General features: G+C 71.8%; 18 protein-coding genes. 12 read left to right on the forward strand and 6 right to left on the reverse strand.

Annotated features, from left to right (window positions below; translation table 11 throughout):
• Nucleotides 1-25 precede the first annotated feature (25 nt).
• Nucleotides 26-3,034 carry an alpha-mannosidase gene (locus ACZ63F_RS01640; protein WP_469707675.1) on the forward strand — a complete coding sequence of 1,003 codons (3,009 nt, stop codon included), beginning with the start codon at nucleotides 26-28 and terminating at the stop codon, nucleotides 3,032-3,034.
• Nucleotides 3,035-3,253: 219 nt separating this feature from the next.
• On the opposite strand, the gene ACZ63F_RS01645 is transcribed toward ACZ63F_RS01640, so the two are convergent.
• Nucleotides 3,254-3,955 (reverse strand): FadR/GntR family transcriptional regulator, encoded by a 702-nt coding sequence (locus ACZ63F_RS01645; RefSeq protein WP_469707677.1) that lies wholly within the window; start codon nucleotides 3,953-3,955, stop codon nucleotides 3,254-3,256.
• 175 nt (nucleotides 3,956-4,130) lie between these two features.
• Between ACZ63F_RS01645 and ACZ63F_RS01650 the strand changes: the two genes are divergently transcribed.
• From ACZ63F_RS01650 to ACZ63F_RS01685, 8 genes are read left to right on the forward strand one after another with little or no spacing between them, the layout of a single operon-like run.
• Nucleotides 4,131-5,201, forward strand: coding sequence for a sugar ABC transporter substrate-binding protein (locus tag ACZ63F_RS01650; protein ID WP_469707680.1), 1,071 nt, complete (start codon nucleotides 4,131-4,133; stop codon nucleotides 5,199-5,201).
• On the forward strand, nucleotides 5,198-6,712 hold the full coding sequence (locus ACZ63F_RS01655; protein WP_469707682.1) for a sugar ABC transporter ATP-binding protein: 1,515 nt from the start codon (nucleotides 5,198-5,200) through the stop codon (nucleotides 6,710-6,712). The genes ACZ63F_RS01650 and ACZ63F_RS01655 overlap by 4 nt, the downstream gene beginning before the upstream one ends.
• Nucleotides 6,705-7,730, forward strand: coding sequence for an ABC transporter permease (locus tag ACZ63F_RS01660; protein ID WP_388601099.1), 1,026 nt, complete (start codon nucleotides 6,705-6,707; stop codon nucleotides 7,728-7,730). The genes ACZ63F_RS01655 and ACZ63F_RS01660 overlap by 8 nt, the downstream gene beginning before the upstream one ends.
• 41 nt (nucleotides 7,731-7,771) lie before the next feature.
• A complete protein-coding gene (locus tag ACZ63F_RS01665; RefSeq protein ID WP_469707684.1) occupies nucleotides 7,772-9,112 on the forward strand; it encodes an L-fuconate dehydratase in 1,341 nt (446 codons plus the stop codon).
• The gene (locus ACZ63F_RS01670) at nucleotides 9,109-9,864 is read left to right on the forward strand and encodes an SDR family NAD(P)-dependent oxidoreductase (RefSeq protein WP_469707686.1); all 756 of its coding nucleotides are present in this window, start codon (nucleotides 9,109-9,111) and stop codon (nucleotides 9,862-9,864) included. Before ACZ63F_RS01665 ends, ACZ63F_RS01670 begins: the two co-directional genes overlap by 4 nt.
• A complete protein-coding gene (locus ACZ63F_RS01675; protein ID WP_469707687.1) occupies nucleotides 9,861-10,847 on the forward strand; it encodes an aldo/keto reductase in 987 nt (328 codons plus the stop codon). The genes ACZ63F_RS01670 and ACZ63F_RS01675 overlap by 4 nt, the downstream gene beginning before the upstream one ends.
• The gene (locus ACZ63F_RS01680; protein ID WP_469707688.1) at nucleotides 10,844-11,194 is read left to right on the forward strand and encodes an L-rhamnose mutarotase; all 351 of its coding nucleotides are present in this window, start codon (nucleotides 10,844-10,846) and stop codon (nucleotides 11,192-11,194) included. The genes ACZ63F_RS01675 and ACZ63F_RS01680 overlap by 4 nt, the downstream gene beginning before the upstream one ends.
• A complete protein-coding gene (locus ACZ63F_RS01685) occupies nucleotides 11,191-12,021 on the forward strand; it encodes an amidohydrolase family protein (RefSeq protein WP_469707690.1) in 831 nt (276 codons plus the stop codon). The genes ACZ63F_RS01680 and ACZ63F_RS01685 overlap by 4 nt, the downstream gene beginning before the upstream one ends.
• Here the strand turns inward: ACZ63F_RS01685 and ACZ63F_RS01690 are convergent.
• A complete protein-coding gene (locus ACZ63F_RS01690) occupies nucleotides 12,009-13,430 on the reverse strand; it encodes a lipase maturation factor family protein (protein WP_469707691.1) in 1,422 nt (473 codons plus the stop codon). The two genes, ACZ63F_RS01685 and ACZ63F_RS01690, sit on opposite strands and share 13 nt — an antisense overlap.
• A gap of 158 nt (nucleotides 13,431-13,588) precedes the next feature.
• Here ACZ63F_RS01690 and ACZ63F_RS01695 point away from each other — a divergent pair, with 158 nt between their 5' ends.
• Together ACZ63F_RS01695 and ACZ63F_RS01700 are read left to right on the forward strand one after the other, a co-directional pair.
• A complete protein-coding gene (locus tag ACZ63F_RS01695; protein WP_469707692.1) occupies nucleotides 13,589-15,694 on the forward strand; it encodes a SpoIIE family protein phosphatase in 2,106 nt (701 codons plus the stop codon).
• A gap of 78 nt (nucleotides 15,695-15,772) precedes the next feature.
• Complete coding sequence (locus ACZ63F_RS01700; protein ID WP_469707694.1) at nucleotides 15,773-16,636, forward strand: Fpg/Nei family DNA glycosylase; 864 nt, start codon at nucleotides 15,773-15,775, stop codon at nucleotides 16,634-16,636.
• Nucleotides 16,637-16,643: 7 nt separating this feature from the next.
• Here the strand turns inward: ACZ63F_RS01700 and ACZ63F_RS01705 are convergent, their stop codons facing one another.
• From ACZ63F_RS01705 to ACZ63F_RS01715, 3 genes are all read right to left on the reverse strand, one after another.
• Entirely contained in the window at nucleotides 16,644-17,300 is a 657-nt protein-coding gene (locus ACZ63F_RS01705; protein WP_469707696.1) for a zf-HC2 domain-containing protein, read from the reverse strand.
• A 149-nt stretch (nucleotides 17,301-17,449) separates the two neighbouring features.
• Nucleotides 17,450-17,965, reverse strand: coding sequence for a hypothetical protein (locus tag ACZ63F_RS01710; protein ID WP_352356258.1), 516 nt, complete (start codon nucleotides 17,963-17,965; stop codon nucleotides 17,450-17,452).
• A gap of 144 nt (nucleotides 17,966-18,109) precedes the next feature.
• The gene (locus tag ACZ63F_RS01715) at nucleotides 18,110-18,658 is read right to left on the reverse strand and encodes a sigma-70 family RNA polymerase sigma factor (RefSeq protein WP_352356260.1); all 549 of its coding nucleotides are present in this window, start codon (nucleotides 18,656-18,658) and stop codon (nucleotides 18,110-18,112) included.
• A 221-nt stretch (nucleotides 18,659-18,879) separates the two neighbouring features.
• On the opposite strand from ACZ63F_RS01715, the gene ACZ63F_RS01720 reads away from it, so the two are divergent.
• Nucleotides 18,880-20,028: a CapA family protein gene (locus ACZ63F_RS01720; protein WP_469707698.1), complete on the forward strand. Its 1,149-nt coding sequence runs from the start codon at nucleotides 18,880-18,882 to the stop codon at nucleotides 20,026-20,028.
• 22 nt (nucleotides 20,029-20,050) lie between these two features.
• Here ACZ63F_RS01720 and ACZ63F_RS01725 read toward each other — a convergent pair whose 3' ends face one another.
• On the reverse strand, nucleotides 20,051-20,524 hold the full coding sequence (locus ACZ63F_RS01725; protein ID WP_469707700.1) for a MarR family winged helix-turn-helix transcriptional regulator: 474 nt from the start codon (nucleotides 20,522-20,524) through the stop codon (nucleotides 20,051-20,053).
• Nucleotides 20,525-20,560: the final 36 nt, after the last annotated feature.

The raw sequence follows: 20,560 nt of genomic DNA on the forward strand, positions 1-20,560 counted from the left end.
GTAACCAACAAACGGAGCACCCCACATGCATGACGACCGCAGCCTGGTCGAAGCCCGCCTGAGGCGCGTCCTCGACGAGCGCATCCGCCCCGCCGTGTACCCCGAGTCCGTGCCGCTCGACGTCGCGGTGTGGCACGCGCCCGGCGAGCCCGTGCCGGTCGACGAGGGGCTCGCGGCCGAGCCCGAGCCGATCGCGGTGGGCGCCCGGTGGGGTGCTCCGTGGGGCACCAGCTGGTTCCGGGTGACCGGAACCGTCCCCGAGGAGTGGGCCGGACGGACCGTGGAGGCCCTCCTCGACCTCGGCTTCGACGAGAACATGCCCGGCTTCCAGTGCGAGGGCCTGGTCTACCGCTCCGACGGCACCCCGGTGAAGGGCCTCAACCCGCGCAACCAGTGGGTCCGCGTCGGCGCCCCCGCCGAGGGCGGCGAACAGGTCAGGCTGCACATCGAGGCCGCCTCCAACCCCGTGATCCTCGACTACCACCCGTTCCGGCCCACCTGGCTCGGCGACAAGGACACCGCCGGGCACGAACCGCAGTACACGCTCACCCGGATGGACCTCGCCGTCTTCGACGAGACCGTGTGGCAGCTCGTCATCGACCTGGAGGTGCTCGGCGAGCTGATGGCCGAACTGCCGGCCGACGCACAGCGTCGCCACGAGATCCTGCGCGCGGTCGATCGGGCCCTGGACGCGGTCGACCTCCAGGACGTGAACGGCACGGCGGCCGAGGCCCGTTCCCGTCTCGCCCAGGTCCTCGCCACCCCGGCCGTGCCCTCCGCGCACCGGATCAGCGCGGTCGGGCACGCGCACATCGACTCGGCGTGGCTGTGGCCGCTGCGCGAGACGGTCCGCAAGGTGGCCCGCACCACGGCCAACATGACCGCCCTCGTCGAGGACGAGCCCGACTTCGTGTTCGCCATGTCCCAGGCCCAGCAGTGGGCCTGGGTGAAGGAGCACCGGCCCGAGGTGTGGGCGCGGGTGAAGAAGGCGGTCGCCGAGGGGCGGTTCGTGCCGGCCGGCGGGATGTGGGTGGAGTCGGACACCAACATGCCGGGTTCGGAGGCGATGGCCCGTCAGTTCGTGCACGGCAAGCGGTTCTTCCTCGAGGAGTTCGGGATCGAGAACGACGAGGCGTGGCTGCCCGACACCTTCGGCTTCGCCGCCGGACTTCCGCAGATCATCAGGGCGGCGGGCTCGACCCGCCTCCTCACCCAGAAGATCTCCTGGTCCCAGACGAACAAGTTCCCGCACCACACCTTCCACTGGGAGGGCATCGACGGCACCCGGATCTTCACCCACTTCCCGCCCGTCGACACCTACAACTGCTCCATGAAGGGCAGCGAACTCGCCCACGCGGCCCGCAACTTCAAGGACAAGGGCCGGGCCCGGCACTCCCTCGCACCCACCGGCTGGGGCGACGGAGGCGGCGGCACGACCCGCGAGATGGTCGCCAAGGCGGCCCGGGTACGGAACCTGGAGGGCGCACCGACGGTCGTCTGGGAGACCCCGGGACAGTTCTTCGCCAAGGCCGAGGCCGAGTACCCGGACCCGCCCGTCTGGGTCGGCGAGCTCTACCTCGAACTGCACCGCGCCACCCTCACCAGCCAGGCGAAGACCAAGCAGGGCAACCGGCGCAGCGAACACCTGCTGCGCGAGGCCGAACTGTGGGCGGCGACGGCGGCCGTACGCACCGGATTCAGCTACCCCTACGCGGACTTGGACCGGATCTGGAAGACGGTCCTGCTCCACCAGTTCCACGACATCCTGCCGGGTTCCTCGATCGCCTGGGTGCACCGGGAGGCCAGGGCGACCTACCAGCGGCTCGCGGCCGAACTCACCGGGATCATCGACGCGGCCCAGCGGGCCCTGGCGGGGGAGGGCGACCGGCCGCTGCTGTTCAACGCGGCCCCGCACAGCCGGGGCGGCGTCCCCGCCGGCGGTGCGGCGCGGGAGCAGCCGTCCGGCGAGGTGACCGTGTCGGACCGGCCCGAGGGCGGACACGTCCTCGCCAACGGCCTCCTGCGCGTCGAGATCGACGCCCGCGGCCTCGTCGTGTCCGCGTACGACCTCGACGCCGACCGCGAGACCATCGCCCCCGGCACGGCCGCCAACCTGCTCCAGCTCCACCCGGACTTCCCGAACATGTGGGACGCCTGGGACGTCGACGCCTTCTACCGCAACGCGGTCACGGACCTCACCCAGACCGACGAGCTGACGGCCGGCGCGGACGGCGTCCGGATCGTGCGGTCCTTCGGCTCGTCCCGGGTCACCCAGGTGCTGTCCCTGCAGCCGGGGGAGCGCCGGCTGCTGATCGACACGGAGGTCGACTGGCACGAGACGGAGAAGTTCCTGAAACTGGCCTTCCCCCTGGACGTGCACGCCGAACGGTACGCGTCCGAGACCCAATTCGGTCACTTCCACCGCCCGACCCACACCAACACCTCATGGGAGGCGGCGAAGTTCGAGGCCTGCAACCACCGCTTCGTCCACCTGGAGGAGCCGGGCTGGGGCGTGGCGATCGTCAACGACTCGACCTACGGCCATGACGTCACGCGCAGCGTCCGCACGGACGGCGACCAGGGCACGACCACCACGGTCCGCGCATCCCTGCTGCGCGCCCCCCGCTTCCCCGACCCCGAGACCGACCAGGGCATCCACCGCTTCCGGCACGCCCTGGTGCCGGGCGCGGCAATCGCGGACGCGGTCCGCGAGGGCTGGCGGATCAACCTGGCGGAGCGCCGGGTGACGGGAGCGAACGACGTCGCTCCGCTGGTCACGGTCGACAACGACGCGGTGGTGATCACGGCCGTGAAACTGGCGGACGACGGGAGCGGCGACGTGGTGGTCCGCTTCCACGAGGCGCACGGGGGCAGGGCCCGCGCGACGCTGACGGCGGGGTTCGAGGTCGCGGATGTCACGACGACGGACCTCCTGGAGCGACCGCTCCCCGACGCGCCGCAGCGCGCCGGCAACAGCGTCGAACTGCGCCTGCGCCCGTTCGAGTTGGTGACTTTGCGACTCCGGCGAGCCTGAGCGCCCCCGAAGGGGCGCGGGGCTGTATTCATGTGCGGCTCCGCCGCGTGGGCGCGACCAGCCACGTCGGCGCCGCAGTTGACCGACGGCATTTCGCAGCACTTCCAGCGGAGCGCTTGGCGCAGTGTCGTGACTGCGGGTGCGTGGGGGGCTGGTCGCGCAGTTCCTCCCCCAGCCTTCGGCCGGGGGTACCCCCAGCGCCCCTTCGGGCGCGTCCGCTCAGGTGCCGAGCTGTGCGCGCAGCCACTCCTCCACTTCACCGACATGCGCAGCCGCCGCAGCCCTCGCCGCCTCCGGATCCCGGGCGACGAGGGCGCGGTGGATCGCCGCATGCTCCCGCCGCGTCCTGTCGAACGCCCCCTCCTCCTCGTACCCCCGCCACACCCGGGCCCGGAACGTCCGGGACGACAGACCCTCCAGGATCGCGGCCATCGTGTCGTTCCCGGCGGCCCCCGCGATCACCCGGTGGAACGCGAGGTCGTGCGCGAGGATCTCCTCGGGGTCGTCCGTCGCGTTCATCGCCTTGAGGTGCTTCTCCACCTCGGCCAGCTGATCGGCCGTGATCCGTGCGGCGGCCAGCGCCGTCGCCGTCGACTCGAGGACCCGCCGCACCTCCAGCAGCTCCACCAGCTGCGGCCCGCGGGACAGGTCGGCGACCACACCGAACGTCTCCAGCAGGTCACCCGCCTCCAGCTGGGTGACGTAGATCCCCGATCCGTGCCGGGCCTCAAGGACGCCGAGGACCGTCAGCGCGCGGATCGCCTCGCGCATGGAGCTGCGGGACATGCCCAGCTGGGCGGCGAGGTCCCGTTCCGTCGGCAGCCGCTGGCCCGGCTCCAGGCGGCCCTCCGCGATCATCGCCTTGATGCGCTCGATGGCGCGCTGCGTCACCGTGCCCTTCTGTGGCGCCGTCTCGTCCACACCGCTCCTCCTGTCTCCGGTGCGCCGAAGTCTAACCAGCGAGGTGGTCCGACCACTATGGCTCGTTCGACGGTCCATCTACGGAAAATAAGCGTCCGCGGGGTGTTGAATCCGCCGAGTGGTCTGATAAGTATGCGGGCATCTGCTCGAACACGCTCGATGAGGAGCTGCCAAGATGCCCGGCAGAACACTGAGGAAGCGGAACAGGTCCCGGATCATCGCCGCCACGGCCGTCGCCGTCGGAGCCTCGCTCGCGCTCGCCGCGTGCGGCAGCACCAAGGACACCGGCAGCGACAGCGCCAAAGGCGGCGGTACCGGCAAGGTCGGGGTGATCCTGCCCCTGCTGACCTCGCCGTTCTGGCAGTCGTACAACGACTACGTGCCCAAGATGGCGACGTCCGAGGGCGTGGACGCGCTGAAGACCGTCAACTCCAACAGCGACCCCTCGCAGCAGATCACCGACATCAACAACGAGCTGAACCAGGGCGTGAAGGGGCTGGTCGTCGCCCCGTTGGACAGCGCCGCCATCGAGGCGGGCCTCGACCAGGCCGAGCGCAAGGGCGTGCCCGTGGTCGCCGTGGACGTGGCGCCCGACAAGGGCAAGGTCGCCATGGTCGTACGCGCCGACAACGTCGCCTACGGCGAGAAGGCCTGCGACTACCTCGGCCAGCACGTCACCAGCGGCAAGGTCGTACAGATCATGGGCGACCTGGCCTCGGTCAACGGCCGCGACCGCTCCGAGGCGTTCCGGTCCTGCGTGAAGAAGAAGTACCCGAATCTCAAGGTCCTGGAGATCCCCGCCAAGTGGGAGTCCGACACGGCCGCCTCCCAGCTGGGCACCCTGCTCAACGCCAACCCCGACATCAAGGGCATCTACATGCAGGCCGGCGGCGTCTACCTCGCCCCGACCCTGCAGACCCTGAAGTCCAAGGGCATGCTCAAGACGGCCGGGCAGAGCGGGCACATCGTGATCGTCTCCAACGACGGCATCCCGCAGGAGTTCGACGCCATCCGCAAGGGCCAGATCGACGCGACCGTCTCCCAGCCCGCCGACGCCTACGCCAAGTACGGCATGTACTACATCAAGGCGGCGATGCGGGGGAAGACCTTCAAGCCCGGTCCGACCGACCACGACTCCACGATCGTCAAGCTGCCCAGCGGGATCCTGGAGGACCAGCTCCCGGCGCCCCTGGTCACCAAGGACAACGTGGACGACCCGAAGCTGTGGGGCAACACGGTCAAATGATCACGCCACTCGTTGAGGCCAGGGACGTCGTCAAGCGGTACGGCCCCACCGTCGCCCTCGCCGACGGCCGGCTCACCGTCCTGCCGGGCGAGTCCCACGCCCTCGTCGGCCGCAACGGCGCCGGCAAGTCCACCCTGGTCAACGTCCTCACCGGCCTGCAGGCCCCGGACGAGGGCACGGTCCGCTTCGACGGCGAGCCCGCGCCCGCGCTCGCCGACCGGGACGCCTGGCGGCGCAAGGTGGCCTGCGTCTACCAGAAGCCCACCGTCGTGCCGGAGCTGACGGTCGCCGAGAACCTCTTCATCAACCGGCAGCCCCTGCACCGGGGTTTCATCAGCTGGCGGCGGCTCCGCAGGGAAGCCGCCGCGCTCCTCGACACCTGGGACGTCCGCGTCGACCCCGAGGCGCGCACCGCCGACCTCAAGGTCGAGGACCGGCAGATGGTCGAGATCGCCCGGGCGCTGAGCTTCGGCGCCCGGTTCATCGTCCTCGACGAGCCGACCGCGCAGCTCGACAACCGGGAGATCGAGCGGCTGTTCAGCCGGATGCGGGCGCTCCAGGACTCGGGCGTGACCTTCCTGTTCATCTCGCACCACCTCCAGGAGGTCTACGAGGTCTGCCAGACCGTCACCGTGCTCCGCGACGCCCGCTGGATCGTCACCGCCCCCGTCGCCGAGCTGCCCAGGGCCGCGCTGGTGGAGGCGATGGCCGGGGAGGCCGTGACCCGGCGGGAACAGGCGGCACGGGACGCGGTGCCCGCCGAGGCACCCGTCGTCCTGAGCACCAGCGGGCTCACCGCGGAGTCGTACGACGGCATCGACCTCACCGTACGCAGCGGCGAGGTCGTCGGCCTGGCCGGCACCAGCGGCAGTGGCAAGATCGAACTCGCCGAGACCATCGCCGGGCTGCGCACCCCCACCGCCGGGACCGCGCAACTGGAAGGCAGGGGGCTGCCGTTCGGAGACGTGCGGGCCGCGCTCCGGGCGGGCGTCGGCTTCGTGCCCCGTGACCGGCACGACCAGGGGCTCGTGGCCGGCATGAGCATCGGTGACAACGCGACCATGACCGTCCTCGACCGGCTCGGCCGCGGCGGGTTCGTCGGTACCGACCGCAAACGGGGCTTCGCCGCCGGGCTGATCGAGCGCCTCGACATCCATGCCGAGGGCCCCGACCAGCCCGTCTCCGACCTGTCCGGCGGCAACGCGCAGAAGGTCGTCATGGCCCGCGCCCTCGCCTCGCAGCCGCGGCTGCTGGTCCTGGTCAACCCCACCGCGGGCGTCGACGTGAAGTCGAAGGAGTCGCTGCTGGCCCGCGTGGACAGCGCCCGTGAGGACGGCACCGCCGTGCTGGTCGTCTCCGACGAACTCGACGACCTGCGCCGCTGCGACCGCGTCCTCGTCCTCTTCCACGGCCGGACCGTCGCCGAACACCCGGCCGGCTGGCACGACCACGAGCTGATCGCCTCCATAGAAGGAGTGGACTCCATGCCCGAAGGAGTGGACCATGGCTGAGACCAAGGCCCCGCCGCTCACCCCGGTGCGCTCCCCGGACCCGCGCACGGCCCGCACGGTCATCCTGCGCCGGGCCCGTGAACTCGCCCTCGTGCCAGCCCTGTTGCTCCTCATGGTGCTCGGCGCGGTGGTCAACGACTCGTTCCTCACCGAGCGCAACCTGATCTCCATCCTCGGCGCCTCCGCCGCCCTCGCGATGGTGGTGCTCGCCGAGTCGCTGGTCCTGATCACCGGCAAGTTCGACCTCTCCCTGGAGTCGGTCGTCGGCATCGCCCCGGCCGTCGGCGCCCTCCTCGTCCTGCCGTCGGCCGAGTCCGGCTGGGGCACGGAGTTCCCGGCCGCCCTCGCCATGGTGGCGATCCTGGTCGTCGGCGCGGCGGTCGGCGCCTTCAACGGCATCCTGGTCGTCAAGTTCAAGCTCAACGCGTTCATCGTGACGCTGGCGATGCTGATCGTGCTGCGCGGTGTGCTGGTCGGCGCCACCAAGGGCAAGACTCTCTTCGGGATGCCCGACAGCTTCTTCACCCTGGCCACCACCACGTTCCTCAGCGTCCCCATGTCGGTGTGGCTGGCCGCGGTCGCCTTCGCGGTCACCGGCCTGGTGCTGAAGTACCACCGGGTCGGCCGCGCCCTGTACGCCATCGGCGGCAACGCCGACGCGGCCCGCGCCGCCGGTATCCGCGTCGACCGGGTGATGCTCGGGGTGTTCGTGGTGGCCGGTGTCCTCGCCTCCGTCGGCGGCATCATGCAGACCGGGTACGTGGGCGCGATCAGCGCCAACCAGGGCAACAACATGATCTTCACGGTCTTCGCCGCGGCGGTGATCGGCGGCATCAGCCTGGACGGCGGCAAGGGCACCATGTTCGGCGCCCTGACCGGCGTACTCCTCCTGGGCGTCGTGCAGAACCTGCTCACCCTGGCGCAGGTGCCGTCGTTCTGGATCCAGGCCATCTACGGGGGCATCATCCTCGTCGCGCTCATGATCGCCCGTGTCACCACAGGACGGGCCCAGGACTGACCGGCCCGCGTCCCGAACTCCCCCCGACGGAAAGGCAATCCGTGTCCCCGAGCCCCGCCCGCATCACCGCGGTCGACACCTACGACATCCGCTTCCCCACCTCGCGCGAGCTCGACGGCTCCGACGCGATGAACCCGGACCCCGACTACTCGGCGGCCTACGTCGTGCTGAGCACCGACGCGGGCGACGGGCACGAGGGGCACGGGTTCACGTTCACCATCGGGCGGGGCAACGACGTCCAGGTCGCCGCGATCGACGCGCTGCGGAACCATGTGCTCGGCCGCCCGGTCGACGAGGTCTGCGACGACCCCGGATCCGTCTACCGGGACCTGATCGGCGACAGCCAGCTGCGCTGGCTCGGCCCCGAGAAGGGTGTGATGCACATGGCGATCGGCGCGGTCGTCAACGCCGTCTGGGACCTCGCCGCCCGCCGCGCCGGCAAGCCGCTGTGGCAGCTGCTCGCCGACGCCGACCCCGAGTGGATCGTCCGGCAGATCGACTTCCGCTACCTCACCGACGCCCTCACCCCCGAGGAGGCCCTGGACATCCTCCAGCGGGGCCGGGAGGGTGACGAGGAGCGGCGGGCCCGCCTCCTCGGCCACGGCTTTCCCGCCTACACCACGTCGGCCGGCTGGCTCGGCTACGACGACGAGAAGCTCACCCGGCTGGCCGCCCAGGCGGTCGCCGACGGGTTCCGGCAGATCAAGCTCAAGGTCGGCGCCGACCTCGACGACGACATCAGACGCTGCCGGGTCGCCCGCCAGGTCGTCGGCCCGGACATCCGCATGGCCATCGACGCCAACCAGCGCTGGAACGTCGACGAGGCGATCCGCTGGACCAAGGCCCTCGCCGAGTTCGACCCGTACTGGATCGAGGAGCCCACCAGCCCCGACGACATCCTCGGCCACGCGGCGATCCGCCGCGCCGTCGCCCCGGTGAAGGTGGCCACCGGCGAGCACGTACAGAACCGGATCGTCTTCAAGCAGCTGCTCCAGGCCGGTGCCATCGACATCGTCCAGATCGACGCGGCCCGGGTCGCCGGCGTCAACGAGAACCTCGCCGTCCTGCTGCTGGCCGCCAAGTTCGGGGTCCCGGTCTGCCCGCACGCGGGCGGGGTCGGCCTGTGCGAACTCGTCCAGCACCTCTCGATGTACGACTACCTGGCCGTCTCCGGCACCACCGAGGACCGGGTCATCGAGTACGTCGACCACCTGCACGACCACTTCCGCGACCCGGTGGTGATCCGCGAAGGTCATTACGCGGCACCCACCGCACCGGGCTTCTCGGCCGCCCTGCTGCCGGAGTCCGTCGCGGAGTACACCTACCCCGGCGGCACCTTCTGGGCCGCCGACCCCGAAACACAGAAGGGACAGGCGGCATGACCGACTTCGAGGGTCTGAGGGCCCTGGTCACCGGCGGCGCCTCCGGGATCGGGCGGGCCACCGCCGAACTGCTCGCCGCGCGCGGTGCCCAGGTCGCCGTCCTCGACCTCGACCCGTCCGCCGTCGAGAAGCCGCTGCTCGGTTTCCAGGCCGACGTCACCGACGACGCGTCCGTGCGGACGGCCGTGGCGAGCGCCGTGGAAGCACTGGGCGGCCTCGACGTCCTGGTCAACAACGCGGGCATCGGCGCCCAGGGCACGGTCGAGGACAACGACGACGACGAGTGGCGCCGCGTCTTCGACGTCAACGTCCTCGGCATGGTCCGCGCGGCCCGCGCCGCCCTCCCGCACCTGCGCCGCTCCGAGCACGCGGCGATCGTCAACACCTGCTCCATCGCCGCCACCGCCGGCCTGCCGCAGCGCGCCCTGTACAGCGCCACCAAGGGCGCCGTGTACTCCCTGACGCTGGCCATGGCCGCCGACCACGTCCGCGAGGGGGTCCGCGTGAACTGCGTCAACCCCGGCACGGCCGACACCCCGTGGATCGGCCGCCTCCTGGACAGGGCGTCCGACCCGGCCGCCGAGCGCGCCGCCCTGGAGGCCCGGCAGCCCGGCGGGCGCCTGGTCTCGCCCGCCGAGGTCGCCGGCGCCATCGCCTACCTGGCGAGCCCGCTCTCCGGCGCCACCACCGGCACCTCCCTCGCCGTCGACGGCGGCATGCAGGGCCTCAGGCTGCGGCCGGTGGGCCAGTGAACGCCCTCGGCCGCAGCGGCGTCCGGGTCAGCCCGCTGGGCCTCGGCGCCGCCGTGATCGGCAACCTCTACACCGAACTCCCCGACCAGCAGGCGTACGACACCGTCACCGCCGCCTGGCAGCACGGCATCCGCTACTTCGACACCGCCCCGCACTACGGCCTGGGGCTCTCGGAGCGACGGCTGGGCGAGGCCCTGCGCCAGTACGACCGGGACGCCTACACCCTCTCCACCAAGGCCGGCCGCCGCCTGGAACCGGGGCCCGGCGACGGCGACGACCTCGCCCACGGCTTCGCCGTGCCCGACACCCTGCGCCGGGTCTGGGACTTCACCGCCGACGGCATCCGCCGCACCCTGGAGACCAGCCTGGAGCGGCTCGGCCTCGACCGTATCGACGTCGTCTACCTGCACGACCCCGACGACCACGCCGAACAGGCCTTCCGCGAGGGCTACCCGGCCCTGGAGAAGCTGCGCGCCGAGGGTGTCGTGGGCGCGATCGGCGCCGGCATGAACCAGACGGCCATGCTCACCCGGTTCGTCCGCGACACCGACGTCGACGTGGTGCTGTGCGCCGGCCGCTACACCCTCCTCGACCAGAGCGCCCTCACCGACCTGCTTCCGGCCGCCGCGGAACGCGGCACCTCGGTGGTGATCGGCGGGGCCTTCAACTCCGGTCTGCTCGCCGACCCGAAACCCGACGCCACCTACGACTACGCCCAGGTCTCGAACGACTTGCTGTCCCGCGCCCTGCGCCTCAAGGCGCTCGCGGAGGAACACGGGACCACGCTGCGTGCCGCCGCCCTCGCCTTCTGCGCGGCCCACCCGGCCGTGGCGAGCGTCCTGGTCGGGGCCCGCTCGGCGGCCGAGATCGCGGACGGGGCCGAGCAGTTCGCCGCACACGTCCCCGCCGCCTTCTGGCAGGAGCTGCACGCCTCCGGCCTGCTGCCCGCCGACGCCCCCGTACCCACGCTGGACCGGTCATGAGGGTCGCCCTGCACACCAGGGTCCGGGCCGACCGCATCCCCGAGTACGAGGCGGCCCACCGCGAGGTGCCCGCCGAACTCACCGACGCCATCCGGGCCGCCGGCGCCATCTCCTGGACCATCTGGCGATGGGGGTCCCCCCGCGCGAGCGAAGCCGAGCGTGGGGGAGGGACCGACCTCTTCCACGTCCTGGACTGCGCCGACTACGGCCGGCTCCTCGCCGAACTGGAGAAGCTCCCGGTCAACGTGGCCTGGCAGGCCCGGATGGCCGAGCTCCTCGACGTCGTCCACGACTACTCCGAGGCGGGCTCGCAGGCCGGCCTGCCCGTCGTATGGGAGCTGCCATGACGATCGACGCCCACCACCACTTCTGGGACCTCTCGGTACGGGACCAGGACTGGATCGCCGGACCCGAACTCCAGCCGCTCCGGCGGAACTTCACCGTCGAGGACCTCGCACCCGAGGCGGCGGCGGCCGGGGTCACCCGCACGGTCCTCGTGCAGACGGTCACCGTCCCCGAGGAGACCCCCGAGTTCCTCGCCCTCGCCGACGCCCACGACCTGGTCGCCGGAGTCGTCGGATGGACCGACCTGACCCGCCCGGACGTCGCCGACGAACTCGCCCGCCTGCGCGAACTCCCCGGCGGCACCTACCTGAAGGGCATCCGCCACCAGGTCCAGGGCGAACCCGACCCGGAGTGGCTGCTGCGCCCGGACGTCGCCCGGGGCCTGGCCGCGCTCGCGGACGTGGGCCTCGTCTACGACCTCGTCGTCCAGGCCCGCCAGCTCCCGGCCGCCGTCAAGGCCGCCGAGTCCCACCCGGACCTCACCTTCGTCCTCGACCACCTGGGCAAGCCCCCCATCGCGTCCGGCACCCTCGAACCCTGGTCCACCGCCGTCCGCGCCCTCGCCGCCCGGCCCAACACCGTCTGCAAGCTCTCCGGCATGGTCACGGAGGCCGACCCCGCCTCCTGGACCGTCGACGACCTGCGCCCGTACGCCGACGCGGTCCTGGACGCCTTCGGTCCCGGCCGCCTGATGTTCGGCTCGGACTGGCCGGTGTGCGTCCTGGCCGGGACCTACGGCGAAGTCCTCGACGCGGCACACCAGTTGGTCGCCCCGACCGACCACAGCGCCGTCTTCGAGACCACCGCCGCCCGGGTCTACGGCCTCTGAGCCGTCCCCGCCAGCCGGGTCGGCGGCAGGAACTCCCGTACGTACGTCCGCTCCCAGCACGCGCCCGTCTCCCGAAGCTCCCGCCGGCTGGTGTAGCGGTAGCGGAAGAGGCGGGCGCGGACGAAGCGCGGGGGCTCGTCGGGCGGGAAGGGGGAGCGGCGCAGCAGCCGGAGTGTGTCCCGGTCGTTCTCCAGGAGGCGCTCGACCAGACCGCCGAACCAGTCCCCGGCGTACGCGGGGGAGAGGGCGGCGAACCACATCAGCCAGTCCAGGCGGAGGTGGTACGGCGCGAACTGGCGCGGCCAGTGCCGGGGATCGCCCGGTTTCCCCCTGAACTCGTACTCCCGCCAGTCCGATTCCTCGCGCGGGGTGCCGTCCAGCGTGCCCTCGACCACCACCTCGTAGCGGATCCGGCTGACGCTGCCGAACGCGCCGTAGGTGTTGACCAGGTGGAGGGGGTCGAAGGAGCGGTTCATGACCTGGCGGCGGGAGACCATGTTCACCACCGGGCGGTAGCTCAGGAAGAGGAGCAGCGCGGCCACGGCGAGGACGACCACCTCGTACCAGAGCGGAGTGGGGGGTGCCGTGCGGCGGTCCGTGGGGAGGCGGAGCGCCGACACGGCCAGCACGATGGTGATCCAGTTGAGCCAGGAGAAGTTGCCGGAGGCCACCAGCCACAGCTGGGTGAGGATCATCAGGGACGCGGCCGCCGTCGCGACCGGCTGCGGGGTGAACAGCAGGAAGGGGACCAGCAGCTGGGTGACGTGGTTCGCGGCTACCTCCGCCTTGTGCACCGGCCCGGGCAGGTGGTGGAAGAACCAGCTCAGCGGGCCCGGCATCGGCTGGGTCTCGTGGTGGTAGTGGAGGCAGGTGAGCTTGCGCCAGCAGTCGTCCCCGCGCATCTTGATCAGCCCCGCCCCGAACTCCACCCGGAACAGGATCCAGCGCAGCAGGAAGAGCACCACGACCGGCGGGGCCACCTCGTCGTTGCCGAGGAAGACGGCGAGGAAGCCGGTCTCCAGGAGCAGCGACTCCCAGCCGAACGCGTACCAGGTCTGGCCGACGTTGACGATCGAGAGGTACAGCGCCCAGGGGACCAGCCACAGCACCATTGCGGCCCCCAGCGGGAGTTCGGAGTCCGCGCCCGCCAGCAGTGCCGCGGAGACCGCACAGCCCGCCCAGGCGCAGCCCGCGAAGAGACGGTCCGAGTAGCGCAGCTGGAACAGGCTCGGCGCCCGCCGGAAGGGGACGCGGGCGACGTACCTCGGGATCGGCAGCATCCCGCGCTCGCCGAGCAGGGCCCGGAACTGCAGCGCCGCCGTCAGGAACGCGACGAGGTACACGGCAGCCAGAGCCCGCTGGAAGACCAGCCGGCTCACCCAGTACCCGGGGTCGGTGAACCAGTCCACGGCCGTGCGCTCCTGCCTCTCTCCAGTGTGCGGCCCCTGGGACCGCAAGGGTGCCTGTCACCCTGTGTACCGTGCCTCCCCGCTTGCGTAACCCGGGCGGGCGAAACGGACAATAGGAAGAAATTGCCCATGCGGGGTTCCCCTGGCATGGTGGCCCCATGGCTGACCGGGGAGCGAGCGCTCCGTCACTCCCGGACGACTGGCCCGCCCATCTGGACCACCCGATCCTGGCGCTCAACCACATGGGCACCTTCGACTGGGATCTCGACGCCGGCCTGTTCCACATGGACGCTCAGGCGTACGAGGTGTTCGACCTGACCCCCGAGGAGTACGACGGCCGCCCCGAGTCCCTCGCCCTGCGGGTACCCCCGGCCGAGTCCAGCAGGCTGGACGCGGTGGTGTCCCAGGCCATCAAGGACGGCAGCGAGAACTACGGGACCTACTTCCGCATCCGGCGCCGCGACGGCACCCCGCGCTGGACCCACACGCAGGGCCACATCCGGCGCGACGAGACGGGCCGCCCGCGCCGGGTCCTCGGGATCGTCCGGGACGCCACCCAGGAACTGGAGGACAGCGAGGCCCGCAACCTCCGGGACGCCCAGGGGCAGGCACTGCGCCGGCAGACCGGTGTCGTCCAGGCGGTCACCGCCGCGCTCGCCCACGCCAGCAGCGTCCAGGAGGTCATCGACGTCCTCAAGGACACCCACGGCATCCCCAACCTGGGTGCCACCAGCCTGGTGATGGGCCTGGTCGAGGCCGGCCGGATCCGGCTGGTCGCCGAGGGGCCGGCCGGCAGCTTCGTGCCGGGCACCCGGATCACCCGGATAGACGAGCCGTACCCGATGGGCGAGGTGGTGCGGACCCTCGCCCCGCGCTTCATCGAGTCTCCCGAGGAGTTCGCCGAGGGCTACCCGATCCTGTGGCCGCACATCACCGACCTGCGCATCACCTCGGCGGCCTATCTGCCGCTGATCGCCCAGGCCCGCCCGATCGGCGCCATGGGCCTGCTCTACAACGACCGGCTCGGCTTCTCCACCGAGGAACGCGCCGTCCTGGTCGCCCTCGGCAGCAGCATCGCGCAGAGCCTCCAGCGGGCCATGCTCTTCGAACAGGAGAAGGACCTCGCCCAGGGCCTCCAGCAGGCCATGCTGCCGCGCACCATCCCCAGCGTGCCCGGTGCCGACGTCGCCGTCCGCTACCGCTCCGCGGCCGCCGGCGGCTCCCTGGGCCGGGACATCGGCGGCGACTGGTACGACCTCATCCCGCTGCCCGGCGGCCGGGTCGGCGCGGTCATCGGCGACGTCCAGGGCCACGACACGCACGCGGCGGCCGTCATGGGCCAGCTGCGCATCGTGCTGCGCGCCTACGCCGCCGAGGGCCACGCCCCGGCCACCGTGATGGCCCGCGCCTCCGTCTTCCTGGACGAGCTCGACACCGACCGCTTCGCCACCTGCCTGTACGCCGAGGCCGACCTCGCCACCGGCGTCGTCCAGGTGGTCCGTGCCGGACACATCGATCCGCTGGTGCGCACCGACGACGGCGGCTGCCGCCGGGTGCCCGTCGAGGGCGGACTGCCGCTCGGCCTGTCCGCCGAGTTCCACAGCCTGGAGTACCCGGTGTCCACCCTGGAGCTGGACCCCGGCGAGACGCTGCTGCTGTGCACCGACGGGCTCGTCGAACAGCCCGGCAAGGACCTCGGGGACGGCATACGGACGCTTGCCGAGCAGGTCGCCAAGGGGCCGGACGACGTGCGCGAACTCGCCGACCTGCTGATCGAGATCGCCGACGAGCAGGGCGGCGACGACGACGTGGCCCTGCTCCTGCTGCGCCGCCGCGGCTCCGACACCGCGCAGGCCGTCGGCCGCCTCCAGCAGCACGTGGCCTCCGGCGACCCCGAGGCGCTCGCCCTGGCCCGGCACATGGTCCGCGCAGCCGTCCGGGCCTGGGGCGCCGGGGACCGCGCCGACGAGATCGAGCTGGTCGCCGACGAACTGATCACCAACGCCCTGATGCACACCGAGGGCTCCGCGATCGTCACCCTCCGGGTCCTCGTCGGCACCGACCGCCGGCTGCGCGTCGAGGTCGAGGACTCCTCCAGCGCCCTGCCACGCCGCCGCGAGGCCGGCGAGGACGGCGTCTCCGGACGGGGCCTGCTGCTCGTCGACCAGATCGCCGACGCCTGGGGCGTGGAGGCACGCGGCGGCGGCAAGGCGGTCTGGTGCGAGTTCCGCATGCCGGAGAAGGGCGACGGCAGCGCCCCGTAAGAGGCGCTGGGGGCACCCCCGGCGCCTGATGCGGCACTTCCGGCGGACCGCACGCGCAGCGGGTGGCACCCTGGACGCATGCCCGAACTGCCCGAGGTCGAAGCACTCAGGGACTTCCTGACCGAGAACCTGGTCGGCCGCCAGGTCGTGCGCGTGCTGCCGGTCGCCATCAGCGTCCTGAAGACGTACGACCCTCCGGTCGGCGCCTTCGAGGGCAGCGAGGTCGTCGCCGTGCACCGGCACGGCAAGTTCCTGGACATCGAGGGCGACCGCGGACTGCGGTTCGTGACCCACCTGGCCCGCGCCGGCTGGCTCCAGTGGAAGGACCGGCTGCCGGACGGGCTGCCCCGCCCGGGGAAGGGCCCGCTTGCGCTGCGGGCGGCGCTGGAGACGGGCGCGGGGTTCGACCTCACCGAGGCCGGCACCCAGAAGAAGCTGGCCGTGTACGTCGTCCGCGACCCGCAGGACGTCCCCGGTATCGCCCGGCTCGGTCCCGACCCGCTCGCCGCGGACTTCGACGAGGCCCGCCTGGCCGCCCTGCTGGCGCACGAGCGACGGCAGCTCAAGGGCGCCCTGCGCGACCAGAGCCTGATCGCCGGAGTGGGCAACGCCTACAGCGACGAGATCCTGCACGCGGCGAAGATGTCCCCGTTCAAGCTCGCCGCGTCCCTGACACCGGAGGAGACGCACCGGCTGTACGAGGCGCTGCGCACCACCCTCACCGAGGCGGTGGAGCGCTCCCACGGCCTGGCGGCGGGGCGGCTCAAGGCCGAGAAGAAGAGTGGTCTGCGCGTCCACGGGCGGACCGGGGAGCCATGCCCGGTCTGCGGCGACACGATCCGCGAGGTCTCCTTCAGCGACTCCTCGCTGCAGTACTGCCCGACCTGCCAGACCGGTGGCAAGCCGCTCGCGGACCGCCGCATGTCCCGGCTGCTCAGGTAGCCGGCGCTCACTTGGGGTCCAGGGTCACCAGGCGCTGCCCGTCCGCGTTGCGCACCTCGTAGCGTTCGATCTCGTCGGAGTGCATCGAGGAACCGCCCGTCATGGTGCTCACCCGGCCGTCGTGGTCCCGCTCCGCCCAGGTGGTGACGATCTGCTCGGAGCCGTCGTCGCCGACGGCGACCAGGCGGCAGGAGCGCGGCCCGTCCGGGTCCTTGACCTGCAGCTCGATCGTGCTGCCCGAGTCCGTGTCCTCCGACTTCACCTGCGCCCAGATGCCGGAGTGCGCGTCGGTGGCCGCGGTGACCTGGACGGCCGGCGCGGCGTCGTGGCCGACGTAGGCCGCGATGCCGGGGCCCGCGACCGCGAAGACCACCGAGGCGGCCAGGCCGTACAGCAGCTTGCGGCGCTTGGCCCGGTGCCGGGTCGCGACCTCGGCGAGCAGCCGGTCCAGGAGCCGGGGCCCGGGCTGGGCCATGGGGTGCACGAAGCGCGGCGTGGCCCGGCGGTACAGCATCAACTGCCGTGCCGCGGGGCCGAACTCGGTCACGTGTGCCGTGCAGCTGGGGCACTCCATGAGATGGTCCTCGAAGCGGAAGGCCTCCGCCTCGTCCAGCACGCCGAGCGCGTACGCGCCGACGTCGCGATGCCTTTCCAGGGACCTCATGCCGAATCCTCGTGCCGATGGGTGCGGGTGGGGGTTACTCGTTGTTCCTTGCTCCCACCCGTACGCAGTCGGCAGCCGTTTCACTCAAGCCACGTACAGAATCGTAATCAACGGATTCGGAGCGGCCGGGCCCGCGGATTGGTCCTGAATCAAAAAAGATGGATGGCGAGGTGTCCGAGGGGCAGCCCGAGCCGCCAGGCGGGGGTCCACACCTTCGGTCCGTCGTCCTCGCCGAACACCGAACCGCCGCCCGGCACCGCGTCCAGGTCGGGTGCCAGCAGCTCGGTCTCCTCCAGCCAGCGCCAGGCGGCCGTGGCCAGATCCAGGTCCGGTGACGGGCCGCCCGACTCGGCCGTCTCGGCCGTCACCACTGCCATACGTTCGCTGACCCAGTCCTGCCACGGCTGGTCGTACGCCGTGAGCGAAAGCCAGTTCTCCAACTGGGACACGACCCGGATGCCCGACAGTTCGCCGTCCGTGTCGGAGAGGAAGATGGTCAGCGCCAGCGCGTCGCGGCCGGCCCGGAACTCGAAGGACGTCGGTGGCATGAGATCGCCGGTGCGCAGCAGCTCGTCGGCGATGTACTCGGCGTAGAACCAGGCCATCGGGACCGCCAGTTCCCCGCTCCCGGCCCCGTCCGTGCTCTCTTGACCTCTGTGCAGCATCCCGTCCTGCCTTCCTCCGGTGCGCGCGTGGCCCCGACCCCGGGTCCGTCCCTCTCCCGGTGCGGAACACGGATGAAGACAGCTGATTGCTCAAACATGGTCCTCAGCAAGGCGCTTTACCGAGGTTTGACCTGGCTGGCGGTTTCAGTGCAGGTCGGGTGCATAACCGGGCAGAACCCGGCGCAGGGCGCGCAGCGCGTAGTACGCCCGCGACTTCACGGTACCGGGTGGGATCCCGAGGGTCTCGGCTGCTTCCGCCACACTCGCCCCCTGGAAATACACCAGCACCAGGACTTCACGGTGCTCGGGGGTGAGAGTCTTCACAGCCTCACGGACGTCGAGCGTCGCGGCGGCGCGTTCGGCGTGGTCGCCGGCGGCCCGGGTGTTCTCCAGGACGGCGTCGTGCACCTCGGCGGGCCGCGCCTGCCGGGCCCGGCGCGCGTCGATGGCGAGCCGCCGGCCGACCGTCAGCAGCCAGGGCAGCACGGAGTCGAAGTCGTCGGCGCGCAGCGCCTCGGGGTGCTGCCAGGCGCGTACGAGGGTCTCCTGGACGAGGTCCTCGGCCCGCTGCCGGTCCCCGTCGCTGAGCCGGAGCAGCAGCGCGAAGAGCGGTCGGCCGTGCTCGCGCTGGAGCGCCACGAGCTCGTGCTCGGCGGTCGTCGTCCCGTGGGGAAGGGTGGTTCCGGCCGTCATGGCCGTATGGCATCGCAGGGCCCGGCCGGGGGACAGGGGGCATGCCGGGATGTGCGGCGGACGGTCGATCGCGTCGGTGAACGGTGCGACGAACGGTCCTGCACCCCCCGTACCCGACCCGGATGGGTCAATCGGGGCGCCTGAGTTGTTTGCGGCCGCCTCCACCTTCGTACCCATTGATCTGTAAATCGGACAAGGCTTGCGACTCTGGGGTACTCCTGATGATCAATCGCAGACGCCAGGCGGCCCTGGCCCTGACCGCCCTGCTCGCCGCCGCGGCCGCATGCCAGAACCACGCGCGGGAGGAGAGCGCCGCGCCGCCCCCGCAACCGGCACCGGCCGTGCCCGCCACCGGCTTCACCCTCGTCGCTTCGGGTGACGTCATGCCGCTGAACTCCGCCTACGACCACGCGAACTTCGACGCGGGCGGCAACGGCTACGACTTCCGCGCGATGCTCGCCGGCGTCGCACCCGTCGTCTCCCGCGCCGACCTGGCGCTCTGTCACCTGGCGACCGTCACCGGCAAGGACGGCGACCGGCCCGGGCTCACCTCCCCGCCGCAGCTCGCGGAGGCACTGGCCGCCACCGGCTACGACGGCTGTTCCACCGCCTCCGACCGCGCCCTGGACGACGGCGCCGCGGGCATCCAGCGCACCCTCGACGCCCTGGACCGGGTGGGCGTCAGGCACGCCGGCACCGCCCGCACCCAGTCCGAGGCCGGCACCCTCACCCTGATGAACGCGGGCCGCGCCAAGGTGGCCCAGCTCTCCTACACCTACGACGTCAACGGCAACTCCCTGCCGCCCGGCCAGCCCTGGGCGGTCGGCCTCCTCGACGAGAACCGCATCCTCGCCGACGCCCGCGCCGCCCGGCAGGCCGGTGCCGACGTGGTCGTGGTCTCCGTGCACTGGGGCGCCGAGGGCACGGACGCCCCCGACCAGCAGCAGCTCACCCTCGCCAAACGGCTCACCGAGGCCCGCACCGGCGGCCGCCCCGACATCGACCTGATCCTCGGCACCCACGCGCACATCCCGCAGGCCTACGAGAAGGTCAATGGGACCTGGGTGGTCTACGGCCTCGGTGACCAGCTGGCCGGCGAGATGGTCAACAGCCAGGGCCGGCAGGACCCGCGCGGCAACCAGTCCACCCTCGCCCGCTTCACCTTCACCCCTCCCACCACCCCGGGCGGCCGCTGGGAGGTCGCCAAGGCCGAGTTCGTCCCGCAGCTCTACGACGTCGACGCCGGCCGGGTCGTCGACCTCAACGCGGCCATCGACCAGGGGGCCGACTTCACCGCCGCCCGGGACGCCATCCGGGACGTCGTGCTCAGCCGTGGCGCCGCCAAGGACGGGCTGATCATGGGGGAGTAGCGGCGGTCCCCGCACCGGCCGGTCACTCGACGTCGACGTGGTCGAAGGTCACGAGCAGCTGCTTCAGCACCCGCACGCACGCCGTGAGCTCGGCGTCGGTCAGGTCGCCGCCGACCTGCCGGTTCAGGGCGTGCTCGCGGGCGAGGACCGCGGTGATGGTCGCCCGGCCCTCGTCCGTGAGCCGGATCAGGGAGGAGCGCTGGTGCGCCGGGTTGGGGGTGACCTCGGCCCAGCCGCGCGCCACCGCGTCGTTCACCATGCGCTGCACGAACTGCCGGCTCAGCGCCATGATCCGGCCCATCTGGGGCACCGTCATGGGCTCGTACCGGCGCAGCAGGTCCAGCACCGAGCGCACCCCGACCGAGGCGCCCTCGATCTGCTCGCCCTGCTCGACCTTGCGGAAGGCGCGCCGGTAGAGCGGGCCGATCAGATCGAACACCTCGGTGATGCGCTCGCCCAGCTCGTCGGGGGCGAGGGGCCTGTCGATGTCGTTCACCCGGCCATCATGCACCTCCCGTCAACATGACAACCG

The sequence above is a fragment of the Streptomyces sp. NPDC104761 genome (genome assembly GCF_055583445.1).